The 14,919-nt window shown below is 66.7% G+C and carries 14 protein-coding genes; 2 read left to right on the forward strand and 12 right to left on the reverse strand.

Annotated features, from left to right (window positions below; all coding sequences use genetic code 11):
- Window positions 1–90 precede the first annotated feature (90 nt).
- Both MHN80_RS11950 and MHN80_RS11955 read right to left on the reverse strand, forming a co-directional pair.
- Window positions 91–1,353 (reverse strand): MFS transporter, encoded by a 1,263-nt coding sequence (locus MHN80_RS11950; RefSeq protein ID WP_239401886.1) that lies wholly within the window; start codon window positions 1,351–1,353, stop codon window positions 91–93.
- Window positions 1,350–2,015 carry a GntR family transcriptional regulator gene (locus tag MHN80_RS11955; protein ID WP_033204496.1) on the reverse strand — a complete coding sequence of 222 codons (666 nt, stop codon included), beginning with the start codon at window positions 2,013–2,015 and terminating at the stop codon, window positions 1,350–1,352. Before MHN80_RS11955 ends, MHN80_RS11950 begins: the two co-directional genes overlap by 4 nt.
- Window positions 2,016–2,283: 268 nt before the next feature.
- On the opposite strand from MHN80_RS11955, the gene MHN80_RS11960 reads away from it, so the two are divergent.
- Window positions 2,284–3,480, forward strand: a complete 1,197-nt coding sequence (locus tag MHN80_RS11960; protein ID WP_033204498.1) for an NADP-dependent malic enzyme — start codon at window positions 2,284–2,286, stop codon at window positions 3,478–3,480.
- A 110-nt stretch (window positions 3,481–3,590) separates the two neighbouring features.
- Here MHN80_RS11960 and MHN80_RS11965 read toward each other — a convergent pair whose 3' ends face one another.
- The 6 genes from MHN80_RS11965 to MHN80_RS11990 are packed head-to-tail and all read right to left on the reverse strand — an operon-like array spanning window position 3,591 to window position 9,892.
- Complete coding sequence (locus MHN80_RS11965) at window positions 3,591–4,706, reverse strand: TIGR03364 family FAD-dependent oxidoreductase (RefSeq protein ID WP_239401888.1); 1,116 nt, start codon at window positions 4,704–4,706, stop codon at window positions 3,591–3,593.
- A gap of 38 nt (window positions 4,707–4,744) precedes the next feature.
- Window positions 4,745–5,758 carry a zinc-binding dehydrogenase gene (locus MHN80_RS11970; protein WP_239401890.1) on the reverse strand — a complete coding sequence of 338 codons (1,014 nt, stop codon included), beginning with the start codon at window positions 5,756–5,758 and terminating at the stop codon, window positions 4,745–4,747.
- A complete protein-coding gene (gene phnE, locus MHN80_RS11975; protein ID WP_374206348.1) occupies window positions 5,734–7,329 on the reverse strand; it encodes a phosphonate ABC transporter, permease protein PhnE in 1,596 nt (531 codons plus the stop codon). Before phnE ends, MHN80_RS11970 begins: the two co-directional genes overlap by 25 nt.
- Window positions 7,326–8,138, reverse strand: a complete 813-nt coding sequence (locus MHN80_RS11980) for a phosphonate ABC transporter ATP-binding protein (RefSeq protein ID WP_239401892.1) — start codon at window positions 8,136–8,138, stop codon at window positions 7,326–7,328. Before MHN80_RS11980 ends, phnE begins: the two co-directional genes overlap by 4 nt.
- A gap of 1 nt (window position 8,139) precedes the next feature.
- Entirely contained in the window at window positions 8,140–9,105 is a 966-nt protein-coding gene (locus MHN80_RS11985) for a phosphate/phosphite/phosphonate ABC transporter substrate-binding protein (protein WP_239401894.1), read from the reverse strand.
- Window positions 9,106–9,151: 46 nt separating this feature from the next.
- Window positions 9,152–9,892 (reverse strand): phosphonatase-like hydrolase, encoded by a 741-nt coding sequence (locus MHN80_RS11990; protein ID WP_239401896.1) that lies wholly within the window; start codon window positions 9,890–9,892, stop codon window positions 9,152–9,154.
- Window positions 9,893–9,999: 107 nt separating this feature from the next.
- Here MHN80_RS11990 and MHN80_RS11995 point away from each other — a divergent pair, with 107 nt between their 5' ends.
- On the forward strand, window positions 10,000–10,716 hold the full coding sequence (locus tag MHN80_RS11995) for a GntR family transcriptional regulator (protein ID WP_239401898.1): 717 nt from the start codon (window positions 10,000–10,002) through the stop codon (window positions 10,714–10,716).
- Here the strand turns inward: MHN80_RS11995 and MHN80_RS12000 are convergent, their stop codons facing one another.
- The 4 genes from MHN80_RS12000 to MHN80_RS12015 form a co-directional block, all read right to left on the reverse strand.
- Complete coding sequence (locus MHN80_RS12000) at window positions 10,717–11,388, reverse strand: VOC family protein (protein WP_239401900.1); 672 nt, start codon at window positions 11,386–11,388, stop codon at window positions 10,717–10,719. It lies immediately after the preceding gene.
- 50 nt (window positions 11,389–11,438) lie between these two features.
- A complete protein-coding gene (locus MHN80_RS12005; RefSeq protein ID WP_239401902.1) occupies window positions 11,439–12,146 on the reverse strand; it encodes a hypothetical protein in 708 nt (235 codons plus the stop codon).
- Window positions 12,147–12,152: 6 nt separating this feature from the next.
- On the reverse strand, window positions 12,153–12,632 hold the full coding sequence (locus tag MHN80_RS12010) for an enoyl-CoA hydratase (protein ID WP_308219776.1): 480 nt from the start codon (window positions 12,630–12,632) through the stop codon (window positions 12,153–12,155).
- 652 nt (window positions 12,633–13,284) lie between these two features.
- On the reverse strand, window positions 13,285–14,490 hold the full coding sequence (locus tag MHN80_RS12015; RefSeq protein ID WP_239401906.1) for a hypothetical protein: 1,206 nt from the start codon (window positions 14,488–14,490) through the stop codon (window positions 13,285–13,287).
- Window positions 14,491–14,919 lie beyond the last annotated feature (429 nt).

Consider the following 14,919-nt stretch of genomic DNA (forward strand, 5'->3'; position numbering starts at 1 on the left):
TGCACTCCCCGTCGCACCGTCGACCACACCGCCTGCGGTGGCCGACCAAACTCCCAGCAGGGTACCGGGTGGTTGTGCCGAGGTGCCGGGTCACCGCGCCCGGGCGGCTCCAAGGTCTGCGGTCGCGAGCGGGGCATGGGGGTCGACCGCGGCGTCCGGCCCGTGGCGTCGATGCCCGACGAGTGTCACCGCCAGACACACGACGGCCGCGGCGGCCCCGAACCCGAACATCATCGGATACGAGATCCCCACCCACGTCTCCGAGATCCACGCCAGCACCGCAGGCACGGCGAAGCCCAGGTAGGTCACGCCGTAATAGACCGCCGTGAGTCCGGCGAGGTCGTCGGGGCCGGCGATGCGCTGCACCTCCAGGAGACCGGCGATCATCGCCATGCCGTAGCCACAGCCGAGCACCGTCGACGCCAGGAGCGCGACCCAGACGGTCAGCACGTGGGCGGCCACCGCCGCCAGGAGCATTCCGGCCACGAGCACCACCAGGGCGACGACGACTCCGCGGATACTCCCCGGCCGGTCGATCCGCCGCCCCAGCGACTGGATGCCGAAACCGGCGGTCAGACCGACCACGCAGCACAGGCCGGCGAACGCGATCGGCGCTCCCGCGGTGCGCGCGGACATGAGGGCGGGGACGATCGCATAGCCCGACGCCGCGGCACCGAACACCCAGGGTGCGAGCGGCATCACGACGAACAGGAAACGACGATGACCTGCGGACGGGATGCGCAGGTCGTCGCGCAGACGCCCCGGAGAAGCCTGCCGGGCACGCGTTTCCGGCACCAGCACGATCAGGTTCGCCGCCACGACCGCGACGCCGATGTTGATCAGATAGGGCAGGACGTGCGGCCAGGGTCCCCATTGCGCGAGCACACCGGCCACTCCCGCCCCGACGCCGAAACCGGCGGTGAGGCTCATCGCCGCGCGACCGGCACCGGCCCCGGTCCGCGCGCCGTCGCGGTCGGAGAGCTCCTTGATCCAGCTCCCGCCGACAGCCATCGACAGACCCAGCGCGATCCCGCTGCACACGCGCCCTGCGGTGAGCAGCGCCACCGACTCCGATCCTGCGGCCAGCAGACCCGAACCGACGGCCGCGAACAGCGGGGCGGGCAGCATGAGTGGTCGTCGACCCAGCCGGTCCGACAGCGGACCACCGATCAGCAGAGCGGGCACGATGCCCAGCACGTAGGCGAACAGCAGCGCGTCGACGACCACCGGTGACAGATCGGTGATCTGGCGGTACATCACCAGCAGCGGCGTGAACTCGTTGCCGCCCCACGCGGTGGCGAACACGGCGAGCGCGACGGCGGGCCATCCGAAGCGCGCGCGGCCGGCGCTCACGCCCGTGCCCCGGGGAGGTCGTGTCCGGGTAGATCGTGGACCGCGACGAGGTGGCCGGCGAGAAGCTCGTCGAAGCGGTCGGCATCGGCGGACTCGACGGCGTCGAGGAGCGCGAGGTGGTCGTCGAGGATTCGGGCGGCGACGGCGGCGTCCCGGTGGACCGAGGCCGTCGTCATCCGACGATGGCGCTCCCCCAACGTCGTGTAGAAGTCGGAGAGCAACGGATTGTCGCCGGCTGCGGCGATCAGCTGATGGAACTCGGCGTCGATCCGCGCGAACTCCCGGATGTCAGCGGCGTCTGCTCTGCGATGCGCGGTCAGGTTGTCGCGCAGACTCCGCACGAGTGCGGCGGTCGCGGCCGGGCGCGCGACCACCGACCGGACCGCGTGCCGTTCGAGGAGGAGCCGAGCGTCGACGACGTCCCGGATCTCGCGCTCGCCGATCGGCACCACGAGCGCCCCGCGCTTGGGGTAGAGACGCATCCAGCCCTCTGTCTCCAGACGCAGGAATGCCTCGCGCACCGGAGTGCGGCTCACAGAGCACCTCGCAGCGATCTCGCCCTCGCTGATCAGCTCACCGCCGGCGATCTCGTTTGTGAGTATTTGCTCTTTGACCTCGGCGTATACCCGCTCAGCAGCGGATTCGGTGGTCGCATGCAACATAGACACAAGTTGTACCTTACCAATGACCATTGTGTGGTCTACCTGGCCCGACCCACCTATCGGCACAATCCCAGACGGTGAGACACTTAATCCGGCCGTAACGAGCGTCACCCCGCTCACACGAGCCCGACCCGCGTCCGCTGAGTCCACCCGCTCGCGTCGATGCGGATCACTTCTAGCTCGCGGGCAGCGTGGCCGGCGAGACGATGCAACCCGCATATTTCGCGGCATTCCAGGAGGACCCGTGACGAGCACGGAGGACACACGTATGGGTGAGACCCCCTACACCGAACCCACGATCGCCGATCACCCCATCACCGATGAGGAGATCTTCTTGGCGCACGTCGGCGGCAAGCTCTCGGTGGAGTTGCGCGCACCCATCGACACGCAGCGCGACCTGTCGATCGCCTACACCCCGGGCGTGGCCCAGGTGTCGCGCGCGATCGACACCGACGCCACCCTGGTGAACAAGTACACGTGGACCGACCGGCTGGTGGCCGTCGTCAGCGACGGATCGGCAGTTCTGGGACTCGGCGACATCGGACCGCGCGCTTCGCTGCCGGTCATGGAGGGCAAGTCCGCACTCTTCCGTAGCTTCGCCGGACTCAACTCGATCCCGATCGTCCTCGACACCCAGGACCCCGACGAGATCGTCGAGACCCTCATCCGGCTGCGTCCGAGCTTCGGCGCCGTGAACCTCGAGGACATCTCCGCGCCCCGATGCTTCGAGATCGAACGTCGAGTCATCGAAGCCCTCGACTGCCCGGTCATGCACGACGACCAGCACGGCACCGCGATCGTCGTCCTCGCCGCCCTCAAGGGTGCGACGACGCACCTCGGCCGCGACCTCGCCGGCCTGAAGGTCGTGATCTCGGGCGCCGGCGCCGCGGGCGTCGCCTGCGCGAACATCCTGCTGGCAGTGGGCATCTCCGACGTCGTGGTGCTGGACTCCAAGGGCATCGTGTCCCAGGGACGGGACGGACTGAACGAGTCGAAGAGCGAACTGGCCTCCCGCACCAACCCGCGCGGACTGACCGGCGGCGCGGTCGAGGCACTCGCCGGAGCCGATGTCTTCATCGGTGTGTCGGCGGGTCTCATCCCCGAAGAGCTCATCGCGTCGATGAACGACGATTCGATCGTCTTCGCGCTGTCGAACCCCGACCCGGAGATCCATCCGGAGGCCGCGGCCAAGTACGCCGCGATCGTCGCGACCGGCCGCAGCGACTTCCCGAACCAGATCAACAACGTGCTCGCGTTCCCCGGCGTCTTCAAGGGTGCCCTCGACGCGGGCGCACGCCGCATCAGCGAGGGTATGAAGATCGCTGCGGCAGAGGCGATCTTCTCGGTCGTCGCCGACGACCTGCGCGCCGATCGCATCGTGCCCAGCCCGCTCGACGACCGGGTCGCCCCGGCCGTCGCGGCTGCTGTCGCCGAGGTCGCCCGCGCGGAGGGGCACTGCTCGTAGTACAGGCCTCACCCACCCGATAACCGCCCTCCAGGGGCGACCCGATGACATATTGTCGTCGGTCGCCCGGTGAAGGGCGGTTTCCAGGGGCGCTTTTCGGTGCGGGCCGGCTACCAGCCCATCAGCGCGGCCGACTCCTCGGCGATGGCCGGGCCCAGTGTCATCCCGCGGCCACCCGGACCGGTGACCGCCCACACCCCGTCACCGAGCGATTCCCGACACACGATGCGATCGCGTTCGGTGCACTGGCTGTAGACCCCTGCCCAGCGTCGTTGAATTCGAGGTAGGGGCCGGCCGAGCAGGCCTTCGGTCACCTCGACGAGGTGCGCGTAGGGGTCCTCGTCGACGTCGAAGGTGAACGGTTCGACGTACTCGTGGGTGTCGCCGATCGTCAGTCCACCGTGCAGGCGCTGGACGCAGAGCAACTGGATGCCGTTCGCCGCAGCCGTCGGTCGTTGCGGTTCGGTGCGGCGCAACTCCTCGAGCGCGGGCCCGGCGAAACCCGGGTAGTACCGGAGGCTGTCGCCGTCGGCGATCGACGTCGTGAGGCTTTGACCGAGTGGGGCCGTCTGCATCATCTGCAATCTGACCCGGCGAACCGGCAGCTCACCGAAGACCTCGTGGAGCAGCCCGCGATGAGTTGCGCCGGGACACAACACGACACAGTCGCCTGCGTGAACGGCCCCGGTGTCATCACGAACCGAGGTGCCGGTGATCGCGCGCGCCTCGACGCCCGGCACGAAGGTGTATCGACCCGATCGCTCCAAGCGGAACCGCAAGGCGGGCATCGCCTGTCGGGACTCCACAGCGGCGTCGGATGCACAGTGCAGTCCGGCGAGGTAGTTCCCCCGCAGCGCCGGGTTCTTCTCGGCGACCTCGAACCGACGTAGCAGGGTGAATCCGCGGCGCTGCACGTCGTCGCGGGCGACGACCTCCTCGGCAACGGCGACCTCGGCCTCGGTACGCAGCAATGTGATCGAGCCGTTCGCACGGAAACCGACTTCCGGAACCTGCGTGCCGATCTGCTCCCACAGCACGCGGGACCGCAGTGCGATCTCCAACTCGGGCGCCGACCGCCCGGAGACCCACACCAGCCCGAAGTTGCGGACCGTCGCGCCCCGCGCGTCCAGCTCACGGTCGAGGTGAACCACCTCGTGTCCGCGTTCGACGGCCATCCAGGCGTGTGCGGTTCCGATGATCCCGGCACCGACGATGATCACGCGCATGTGTTGTGTTCTCCTCTTCTACAAGTGTTTCTGCAGCGTTATGGCGCGACGGCGACGCGCAGTGCGGAACCCGGCGCCGGTTGCAGCGCGAGCTCGATCTGTTCGAGCGGGACCGGCGGGGTCACCAAGTCCGGCCACGGATACCGGTCGACGGTTTGCGCCAGGAAGTCGACCGCCTCGTGTAGATGACGCGGTTCGTAGTTGTGGACGCCGGTGATCGTCCACCAGCGTCTCACCACCTGCTCCGGGTCGACGTTCAGGACAGGCCCCGGGGTTACCGAGCCGGCCAGCACGAGGGTTCCGGCGATCTCCAGCCGCGACAGCGCCTGCCGCAGAAAGTTCGACGACCCGGTGAAATCCAGTATCACGTCGACGTTCTCGCCGTCATCGGGACGCGCGCCGAAACGGACCGCCTGAGTGACGCGCGCGCTGTCGCGGTCGGCGACCACGACTTCGGCGCCACGGTCGGCGCAGACCGCGGCCGCTGTTGTCCCGAGCATCCCGGCTCCCCCGACGAGCACTCGGCGCCCGGACAGGTCACCGGCACGTTCGACAACGGCCATCACGGTGGCCGTCGCACACGCAGCAGGCGCGGCCACCGCATCACCCAGGACGTCGGAAACAGCGACAACGTTTGTGCCCCTCGGCAGTACGATGTGGCACGCATAGCCGCCGGACAGCGGCCAGTCGCTGTCGAACGATTCGTGCCCGACCTTGCGGACGCGACGACACTTGGCGGTGACGCCACGTCGGCACCGGTCGCAGTCGCCGCACGACACCGTGACCGACCAGACGACACGTTCGCCCACCTGTTTCGACGCGCCGTCGCCGACGCCGACGACATCTCCCACCGCCTCGTGCCCGAGAATCGACGGACACGGGGACTCCCGGCGTCCACTGACCGTGTGCAGGTCGCTGCCGCACACCGTCGCCAGCCGAACCCGGACCAGGAGCTCCCCGGGACCGAGTGCGGGTAACGGTGTTTCGACGATGTCGATCTGCTCGCCCCGCCAGACGGCGGCGCGGGTCAGACCAGTCGCGAGCGTATCCAACCGGACAACCTTTCGATGGCGAAGACGATGACGAAGATGACGAGCACGATGGCCCCGGCGACTTCGAAGTCCAGCGTGCGGATCGATTCGAAGAGCAGGAAGCCGATCCCGCCGGCCCCCACGATTCCGAGGACCGTGGACGTGCGGATGTTCACATCCAGCAGATACAGGCCCGAACCGACGATCGACGGCATGGCCTGTGGGATCACCGCGGCGAACAGCGTCTTCCACCAACCACAGCCGACCGACCGCGCGGCCTCGACGGGGCCCGGATCGATCTCCTCTACGGAATCGGCGACCAGCTTGGCCAGGAAGCCGATGGAACCGATTGCCAGCGCGCAGGTTCCGGCGACCGGACCAACGCCCAAAGCCGCGACGAAGACCACTGCCAGGATGAGCTCCGGCACCGCGCGCACGACGAGGATCCACGCCCGTGCCGCCCAGTACACGCTCGCGTGCGGGGTGACGTTGCGCGCAGCGAGGATTCCCACCGGAATCGACAGCACCGCGCCGATCGCCGTCGACACGACGCCGATCGCGACCGTCTGGAACGCTGCGTCGAAGATGTCGGCTCCGAGCGAGGTGAAATCGGGCGGGATCATTCGTCCGAACACCTCGACGGCAGGCGGTATCCAGGCGACCAGAGCCCAGGGCGTGATCTCCAAGACGACCATCGCGGCGACGGTCGCCGCGACCACGAGCAGACCGAAACCCGTTCGGACGGCCCGTTCGAGACCCGGCCGCATCGGCGACGGCGTCAGCAGAACGCGTCGTATCCCGATGGCCAGCAACTCCATCGCCGCGATGATCACCAGGATGACCAGGACGATCCCCAACGCGCGAGGGTAGATCAGGCCGCGCAGGGCGTCTTGGAGCGCGAACCCGATTCCGCCCGCACCGACGAAGCCGAGGACGACCGACATCCGCAGGTTGATGTCGATGCGATACACGAAGGCACCGATCCATGCCGGAACACACTGCGGGACCACGGCATTGACCATCTCGCGCACGTAGCCGACGCCGGTGCTGCGCACCGCTTCACGCGGCCCCTCGTCGACCTGCTCGATCGCGTCGGCGAACAGCTTGCCCAGCATGCCGATCGAATGCAGCGCCAGGGCCAGGATTCCTGGCAGTACCCCGATACCCAGGGCGCGGACGAACAGGACCGCGAACAGCAGGTCGGGCATGGCACGACAGAAGGTGATGATGCCGCGCGCAACCGCCTGGACCGCGGGGTGGGGGCTCGTGTTGCGAGCCGCCAGGAACGCCAGCGGCACCGAAGCGATCGCGGCGAGGACGGTTCCCAGCACGGCCATCAGCAGTGTCTCGAGCGCCAACACGCTGATCCGTCCGGGATCCCCGAGTCGTGGTGGCAACATTCGTTCGATGAGGGCGACGATGTCCTCGAGGCCGTAGATCAGCGTCCCGGGCGCGAAGTCGATCCACCAGGCGCAGATCAGCGTGGCGACGAGACCGCCGACCGCGATCCCGGGCAGGATCGCGCGGTCCCAGCCGGGTCGTCTGCCGGCGGGTGAGACCGCCCGTGGACGGTCCAGGAGCGGCGTGTTCACCGGCGTCGCACCGCATTCGACAAAGACGCCGCTACCGGGTCGACCCGCTGATAGACGTCCATCACCTCATCGCGGTCGAGTCCGACCGTGGAGCGGTCGAGGACCTTCTGCCCGCCCCGCAACCCGACGATGCGGTGCGCCCAGCCGAGCGCCAGATCCACCTGGTGCAGGGTGCAGAGGATGGTCAGCTTCTCCTCGACGCACACCTGGAACAGCAGATCCATGACGACGCCCGCATTCTCGGGGTCGAGGGAGGCCACGGGTTCGTCGGCGAGGAGCAGCACCGGTTTCTGCATCAGCGTGCGCGCGATGGCCACGCGCTGCTGCTGTCCGCCGGAAAGGGTGTCGGCGCGACGATCCGCGAGGTCGGCCAGGCCCACGCGATCGAGATGCTCCAGCGCTTCCTGCCGCATGCGCTTCGGGTAGGTCAGCGCTCCGTACCGAGGACACCGTAACCGTCCGAGCCCGCCCAGCAGCACGTTCTCCAGGCAACTGATCCGGCCGACGAGGTTGAAATGCTGGAAGACGAAACCGACTTCACGTCGCAGTGCCCGCATCTCGGCGCGCCCGGCGAGATCCACCCGGTGCCCCACGACGTCGACGACCCCGCTGCTCGCCGGATGCAAGCCGTTCAGGCAGCGGAGGAATGTGGACTTGCCGGAGCCGGACAGGCCCAAGAGCACGACGAGTTCGCTGCGGCGGACATCGAGCGACACGTCGTCGACCGCGAGCGTGGTGCCGAATCTCTTGGTGAGTCCGTCGACGTGGACGACGAGATCGTCGCCGGCGACGGGTGGCTGCGCAGTCATGTCAGCTCGCACACTTCTCGGACTTGGTGACCTCGCAGACATGCCGGACACCGGCGTAATCGTCGTCGGAGGCGGGCACGACGCCCCAGGCGCGCTCGTCGGTGAGCAGGCACTCATCGCCTGAGCAGAAACCCGCCGCTTCCATCGACTCCGCGTTGACCTTCTCGGTGAAGACCTTGGTGAGAGTGTCGATCGCCTCGGGCCCGAGCGAGTCGTTCGCCGCGAAGACCGATCCCGCGATCATCTCCGACTTCCAGACCGTCTTCAGCTGCCCCGGCTTGAGATCGCCCTTCTCGATGAGGGTCTTGTCGACCATCGAGTCGAAGGCGAAGCCGGCTTCGCAGTCACCGGACGCGACCGAGAGCGCCGACGCGTCGTGGCCCCCTGCGTAGATCGGCGTGACGCCCGCGGCGAGGTCGGTCTCGGTGCCGGACTTGATGACCCCGGCTTCGATGAGCCCGGCACTCGGGTACAGGAAGCCCGAGGTGGAGCCGGGGTCGACGAAACACACCGTCTTACCGGCGAAGTCCTTGATTCCGTTTACCGAGGCGTTGTCCGCCTTCGCGATTCCGTAGGACTGGTAGCCCGGTTCGGCGCCCTTCTCCGACACCACCGCACCGAGCGGGGTGATCTTGGCGCCGTTGAGACCGGCAACCACGTACGCGAACGGGCCGAAGAAGGCGAGGTCGACGTTGTCGGCGATCATGCCCTCGACGACGCCCGCGTAATCGGAGGCCTGGACGAACTCGACCTTCGAGCCGGTTTCCTGCTCGATGACCTTGATGACCGGCTCGTAACTGGCCTTGAGATCTGAGGAGTTCTCCGCGGGGATCGCGGCCAGGGTGAGGGTGTCGGGAAAGCCGTTGGCGTTGAGGGCCTCTGAGTCACCGCCGGAGCAGCCGGCGAGGGCGAGAGCGGTGGTGGCGAAAGCGGCGGTCAGGGCGAGTGAAGTCTTACGGATCTGCATCGGGGTGGCCTTTCGGGGCGTGTCGGGGGGTCGGGTGAGAAGCGGATCAGGAAGCGGTGATGAGTGCCGGCAGATCGGCGACGGACGCCAGGACGCGGTCTGCGCCCGCGGCGAGCAGGGTCTGCTCGTCGTGCGCGCCGGTGAGCACGCCGACCGACAGACCCGCGCGGGCCCGCCGAGCGGTCTCGATGTCGCTGGAGGTGTCACCGACCACCACGACGTTGGCCATGTCGTCGACCTGGGCGGTGAGAGCGGCCGCGAGGACCAGGTCCGGGTAGGGGCGGCCGCGCAGTCCTGCGGTGGGGGCGAGAACCTGGTCGACGACATCCGTCCATCCCAGCGAGTCCAGAATCCGCTGCTGAGTGGCCGGACTGAAGCCGGTGGTGAATGCCGTGGCGATTCCGCGTGATCGCAGCTGAGCAAAGGTCTCCGCCGCTCCTGGGATCGCGTCGACGCCGTCGTCGATGAGCTGCCCGTATTCTTCCTCGAACGCCTCGTTGGCTCGACGGGCCGCGTCGTCGGAGCCGAGCAGGGCGCGGAAGACCGCGATCTTGGACTGCCCCATCGTGTCCAGGACGTAGGTGCGGGCACGATCGCGCTCCCCACCCTGTACGGGGATACCGACCGCGGTGGCAGCCGCCTCGAAGGCCCGGGTGACGAGCCCGTCGTCGACGATGGTGGTGCCGGCCATGTCGAAGACGACGAGTTGGACCGGCGAAACGCTGAGGGTGGAGGTGGTGTCGGTACCTTCGGGTGCGGGGTTGGTGGCGTCATCGGTTGTGCGCATGGGCCTACTGTCTCGTTTGGTATAGACCAATTTGGGTGCCTTGGCCGAACACGAGGTGAACATCGGGTTGCCGTTTGGTCTAGACCAATCTTTGCTATGTTGGACACATGACCCTGTCGGAACAGCCCCGCGTCCTCAAGCACCAGGTCGTCAGGTCGCAGCTGGAGGAGCTCCTGGAGAACCTCGTCGAAGGAGACCCGTTCCCGGCGGAACGCGACCTCGCCGAGAGCTTTTCGGTCTCACGCGAGACGGTCCGGCAGGCGCTGCGAGAGTTGTTGCTGGACGGCAGGATCGAGCGTCGAGGCCGGATGACAGTGGTCGCCGGGCCCAAGATCCGGCAGCCGCTGTCAATCGGCTCGTACACCGAGGCGGCCCGCGAACGGGGCATGGAGACCAGCCGCATCCTGGTGGGTTGGACTCGACTGACTGCCGACGCCGTGCTCGCGGATCGGCTGGCCATCGCCATCGGCGATCCGGTCATCCAGCTCGAGCGCGTGTTCACCACCGACAAGGTGCGCGTGGCGCTGGAACGTACGCGTCTTCCGGCCTACCGGTACCCCGATCTCGAAACCGGCTTCGAGGTGACCTCGTCGCTGTATGCCGAATTTCGCGGGCGCGGCGTGCGTTTCGGACGCACCGAGGACACGATCGAGACGACGCTGCCCGACGCCCGTGAGGCCGCGCTGCTCAACGTCGACGCACGGACGCCGATGTTCTTGCTGAACCGGTTGTCCTACGACAAGGACGACGTCCCGATCGAATACCGGCGTTCGCTGTACCGAGGCGACCGGATGGCGTTTACGCAGACGATGTACGCGGACTGATCAGTAGTTCTGATCCTGCCAGGTGCACAGACACACCTCGTTGCCTTCCGCGTCGGCAAGCACCCAGAAGGCCGGGGCGTACTCGTCGGTGAGCAGTTGTCCGCCGGCGGTGATCGCTGCTTGCAGACGCTCGTGGAGTTCGTCGGTCGGAATCCACAGGTCGACGTGCATGCGGTTGCGTTGCGGGCGCGGCTCGTCCATCTGCTGGAACCAGACGATGGGCAGTCGGCCTGCCGGGTCGACGAGGTCTACGGGTTCGCGCTCGGTGGCGTCGCCGTAGCCCAGCACTGCTTTCCAGAACGGCCGGATGGCCGGGATGTCAAGGGCGTCGATGGCCAGGTTGAACTGCGTGACGGGTGCGGACGCAGGTTCGAGGCCGAGGTCGGCGGCGATGCCGGTGATCCGGTTCGCCAGTGCGACATCGGCTTCGGTGAGCTGATGCGCACTGTGCGTGGTGAGCACGAGATGCACTGTCCCGTAACGCAGATCGATGTCGGGGTGGTGGTTCGCTTCCTCGGCGGCGTCGATGATCTTCGCGACGAACTCACCGCCGCGCACCATCGAGCCGGTGTTGTAGGCGGCGGCCAGCCTGTCGGCGATGACGCGCCAGGGATCGGCCACCATCTCGGCAGCCTGCGCGGTGGTGAGCGGTGAGCGGGTTGAGCCGGTCATACCGCCCCATGCTGCCCGCTTCATCGGTTTTACGAAAGGGTGGGCGCGGTTCAGCTTCGATTGGTGGTCGCCGCGGCGAGTGTTGCGATCGCTTGGTGCGTCGCCGGGAGGCACCCGCGACGCGCATCGTGATCGAGGGCGGTACCCGCGCCGATGACGGGGTCGTAGTCGAGGCCGATCACGCCGCCGACTGCCCCGGACACCACATTGACCAGCATGTCGGCGAGTCCGTCGTCGTGGGTGGTCGGCATTTGCGAGGAGATGACGACGATCGTCTTCTCGAGTACGCCTGCCCGGTCCCATTCGGCGAAGACGACGCGGGCGCGGTTGAGCAGGTCGGGTCGCGCGGCAATGACGAGTACCGGAGTGAGGTTCGGTAGGTCGTCTTCGGCGAGCTCGGGCAGCAGCGTGAGCGGGTGCGCGCCGGCGTCGACGACGGGAACCGCGCCCTGCCGCCACGTTTCGACGACGGCGTCGGTGGCCGTCGCATCATCGGGCGGGAGCCAGAGGCCGGTCCCCGACGCCGTGCGGAGCAGTTCCTGATTCCCCGAACCACGCAATCGCAGCTCGATGTCGCAATCGTTGCCCGACGCGTCCACCCACCATGAGAGCAACCCGAGCGTCGACGACGCCCGATGCTCGGCAAGCAGCGCCGAAACAACCGACGTCCCAACGCCACCGGCTGTCCCGCACACGACGACGGCCCGCTCGGCCCAGGCCTGCGGGTCGCCGTCGCGTGGGATGGTTGGTGCGGTCATCTGGGGTCAGGGAACGAGCATGTGGAATCCGACGAGTCCACCGGTCGGTGTCCGAACTGGGTTGTCGATGGCGTAGGTCGTGATTCCGACCGTCGCCGGCCCCGACCCGGTCGGGACATCCCATACCTTCTTTGATCCGGGGCGGGTGCCGAACGTCGCCGGCACCCACTTGTGCAGCGCGTAACCCCGGATGCTGGTATACGTCGTTTGAAATAGCACGCGGCAGTTCGGGTTCCGCTTCCAGCTCGCACCTTCTCCAACAAAACCAGCGGACCGTGCAGTGACCCGGACAACGCCACGCTTGTTCTGCGGTGTACGGATCGTCACGTTGACGGTCCCGCGGCAGTAGGAATGGTCGCCCATCGCGCGCAAGTTGTTGCCGTAGAGCGCGATGTTCGGAATCGGCGCAGCAGTCGCCTGACCTACACCAGACACCATCGCCGCCGCGAATGCGGCCAGCAAAACCACAATAGCCAGTTTCTTCACGTCCAACTCTCCGTCGCTAGGACTATTCTGCTTCTCATCGGAATTGCGCGCCTCGCAGCAAGCAGCGCCCGTCGAAGGGCATGCAACTCGCCCAGGACCTTTGGCTGTAACGCTCGATTTCAGGGAACGAGAACGTAGTAACTGACCCCTCGCGAGTAGATCTGACGGAATCCGCTATTGGGCGCATACGTCCGAGTCTCAATTGCCACTGGGCCCGAGCCCGTGTGCACGTCTTGCACCACTCTGGTTCCGGGTTTTGGTCCGAATGCGACGTTGGAGTACTTCGGCACGAGATACCCACGTGCGCTAATGAACTCGGTGCCAAGGACCATGCGGCACACTGGATTTCTTCTCCACCCAGGCCCGTCTCCAGTGAATCCATGGGAAGTTGCAGTCACGCGGACTACACCTTTCTTGCCTTTCGGAACCGAAAGCCGGACGTTGATAGCTCCCCGGCAAAATGAGTGGTTCCCGATCGTCCCAAAGTTGTCACCCAGCACCGCGAACTGAAGTGGGAGTGGTGCAGACTGTGAACTTCCAGTCCCTGCAAAGGTGGCTGCAGAAGCGATCAGCGCAGCCAAACAAACGACAATCAATCGTCTCATCGATACTCTCCTTTTATAACCACAAGACAGCGAATATTTCCGAACCGCTAGAGTCCGGGCCTATCAGCGCCCGTCGCTTCCGCAGGCCACAGCACGTCCCCGCCGGGGATCGCGTTCTTCAGACTGTCGGACTGAGAACGGGTCCAGGCACGAACCGACTTCTCAGCGTGCGGACCAAATACCGTGTACGGCGATCGAGCCTGCACACCAGACCATTTGAAAGTCGAGGCTCCGATCTTTGCGTCAACGTCGCCACGGTGGTTCACCACGTAGTCCACCGCAGGCAGTCCTGAGCGGCGTGCGTGATCTGCCGACAGATGAAACTCGAACTGGTTCGGTCCGCTGGCATCGGGAAGTGCGTGACGCGGACGCTTTTGGCGCCACGGCTCATCTGGGTTCGCTCCGGGGTCTCCCGCTCCCAGTGCGTAGGCGAGGGCTCCGCCGGCAGTCCCGCCGATAGCGAAACCAATCGCCGCGCCCGCGGCGCCCGCGCCGATCCCTCCGACTGCCGCTCCGATACCGGCACCGGTTCCAACCGCGGGAACCAAGTTAACGAATCCGAGCACTGACCCCACACCTAGTCCGATGCCTGCTCCTACTCCTGCGCCTACCCCCGCCCCCACAACCGCCGACGGAATACCAAGCGCGACAGCACCAGCGGTACCACCGGCCATCACACCGATGATCGTCGCAGCAGCACGACGAGTCGCCTCGTCCTCCGGCACACCAGCAGAGATCAGACCCTGCGCGATCTTCGCCTCACCATACGCCGACCACGCATTGATCGAGTTCACATCCCGCTTCGACATGCCCTGCGGGATGTCGGTGACAAAGTTGCCCACACGAATCTTCTCCGGCGGCGGCGCAATCGGCCGAACCGGCGGCGCAACCCGCGGAGCCACCCGATTGTTGATCAACGGCGTGTACGGCTCGTCATACGAATACGACCCAGGCGCGGTGTACGCCTGATACGGCGCCTCCACCGGCGGACCCGGGATACTGCCCGGACCCGGAACCACGACCGGCTCGACCGTCGCCTCAGCCCCGGCACCACCATCCGGAGACACATCACCAGGACTCGTGCCACCCTGACCCGGAGCCGAATCACCCGGACTCGTCCCACCCTGCTCCGGCACCGCGAACGCCGCCCCGGCGCCGGCGGTGATCGACACCGCGACCACCGCCGACGTCACCGACAGCAACGGACCACTCGGCACACGACGCTTCCGATGCCGACCCCGACCATGACTCATTACTCGACCACGATTCCCTTGACTGTCAACGCTCGCCCGGTACGTCTTATGGAACGAGAAGGAAGTGCTGATTGGGCGAGGACTGGAATACCCTCACCGGATTGTTCCGCGCAAAGGTACCTACGGCAAGCTGTACGACCCCTGACCCAGTTCGTATGTCGCGCACCACTTTCTGTCCGCGCTTCGGACCAAATTCCGCCGGGAAGAAGTTGGTTACCCCGTAACCAATTCCGCTGACATATGAGGTCCCGATCAGCAATTTGCATACCGGGTTCCTTACCCAGCTCGCCCCATTGCCAACGAATCCAGACGAGGTAAGGGTAAGGCGAACCACGCCGCGCTTGCTCGGCGACGTATCTAACCCGACTCGGAGGACGCCTCGACAGTACGAATGGTTGCCGAACACTCCCATGCTGTCGCCTGTGATTG

The sequence above is a fragment of the Gordonia sp. McavH-238-E genome, from assembly GCF_022348225.1.
In the GTDB taxonomy this organism is placed as follows: domain Bacteria; phylum Actinomycetota; class Actinomycetes; order Mycobacteriales; family Mycobacteriaceae; genus Gordonia; species Gordonia terrae.

Excerpts from the sequence above, each read along its gene's own strand:
- MHN80_RS11980 (WP_239401892.1), bottom strand. The coding sequence starts at position 8,138 with ATGACTGCGCAGCCACCCGTCGCCGGCGACGATCTCGTCGTCCACGTC.
- MHN80_RS11995 (WP_239401898.1), top strand. The coding sequence starts at position 10,000 with ATGACCCTGTCGGAACAGCCCCGCGTCCTCAAGCACCAGGTCGTCAGG.
- MHN80_RS11960 (WP_033204498.1), top strand. The coding sequence starts at position 2,284 with ATGGGTGAGACCCCCTACACCGAACCCACGATCGCCGATCACCCCATC.
- MHN80_RS11985 (WP_239401894.1), bottom strand. The coding sequence starts at position 9,105 with ATGCAGATCCGTAAGACTTCACTCGCCCTGACCGCCGCTTTCGCCACC.
- MHN80_RS12005 (WP_239401902.1), bottom strand. The coding sequence starts at position 12,146 with ATGACCGCACCAACCATCCCACGCGACGGCGACCCGCAGGCCTGGGCC.
- MHN80_RS11990 (WP_239401896.1), bottom strand. The coding sequence starts at position 9,892 with ATGCGCACAACCGATGACGCCACCAACCCCGCACCCGAAGGTACCGAC.
- MHN80_RS11965 (WP_239401888.1), bottom strand. The coding sequence starts at position 4,706 with ATGCGCGTGATCATCGTCGGTGCCGGGATCATCGGAACCGCACACGCC.
- MHN80_RS11955 (WP_033204496.1), bottom strand. The coding sequence starts at position 2,015 with ATGTTGCATGCGACCACCGAATCCGCTGCTGAGCGGGTATACGCCGAG.
- MHN80_RS12015 (WP_239401906.1), bottom strand. The coding sequence starts at position 14,490 with ATGAGTCATGGTCGGGGTCGGCATCGGAAGCGTCGTGTGCCGAGTGGT.
- MHN80_RS12000 (WP_239401900.1), bottom strand. The coding sequence starts at position 11,388 with ATGACCGGCTCAACCCGCTCACCGCTCACCACCGCGCAGGCTGCCGAG.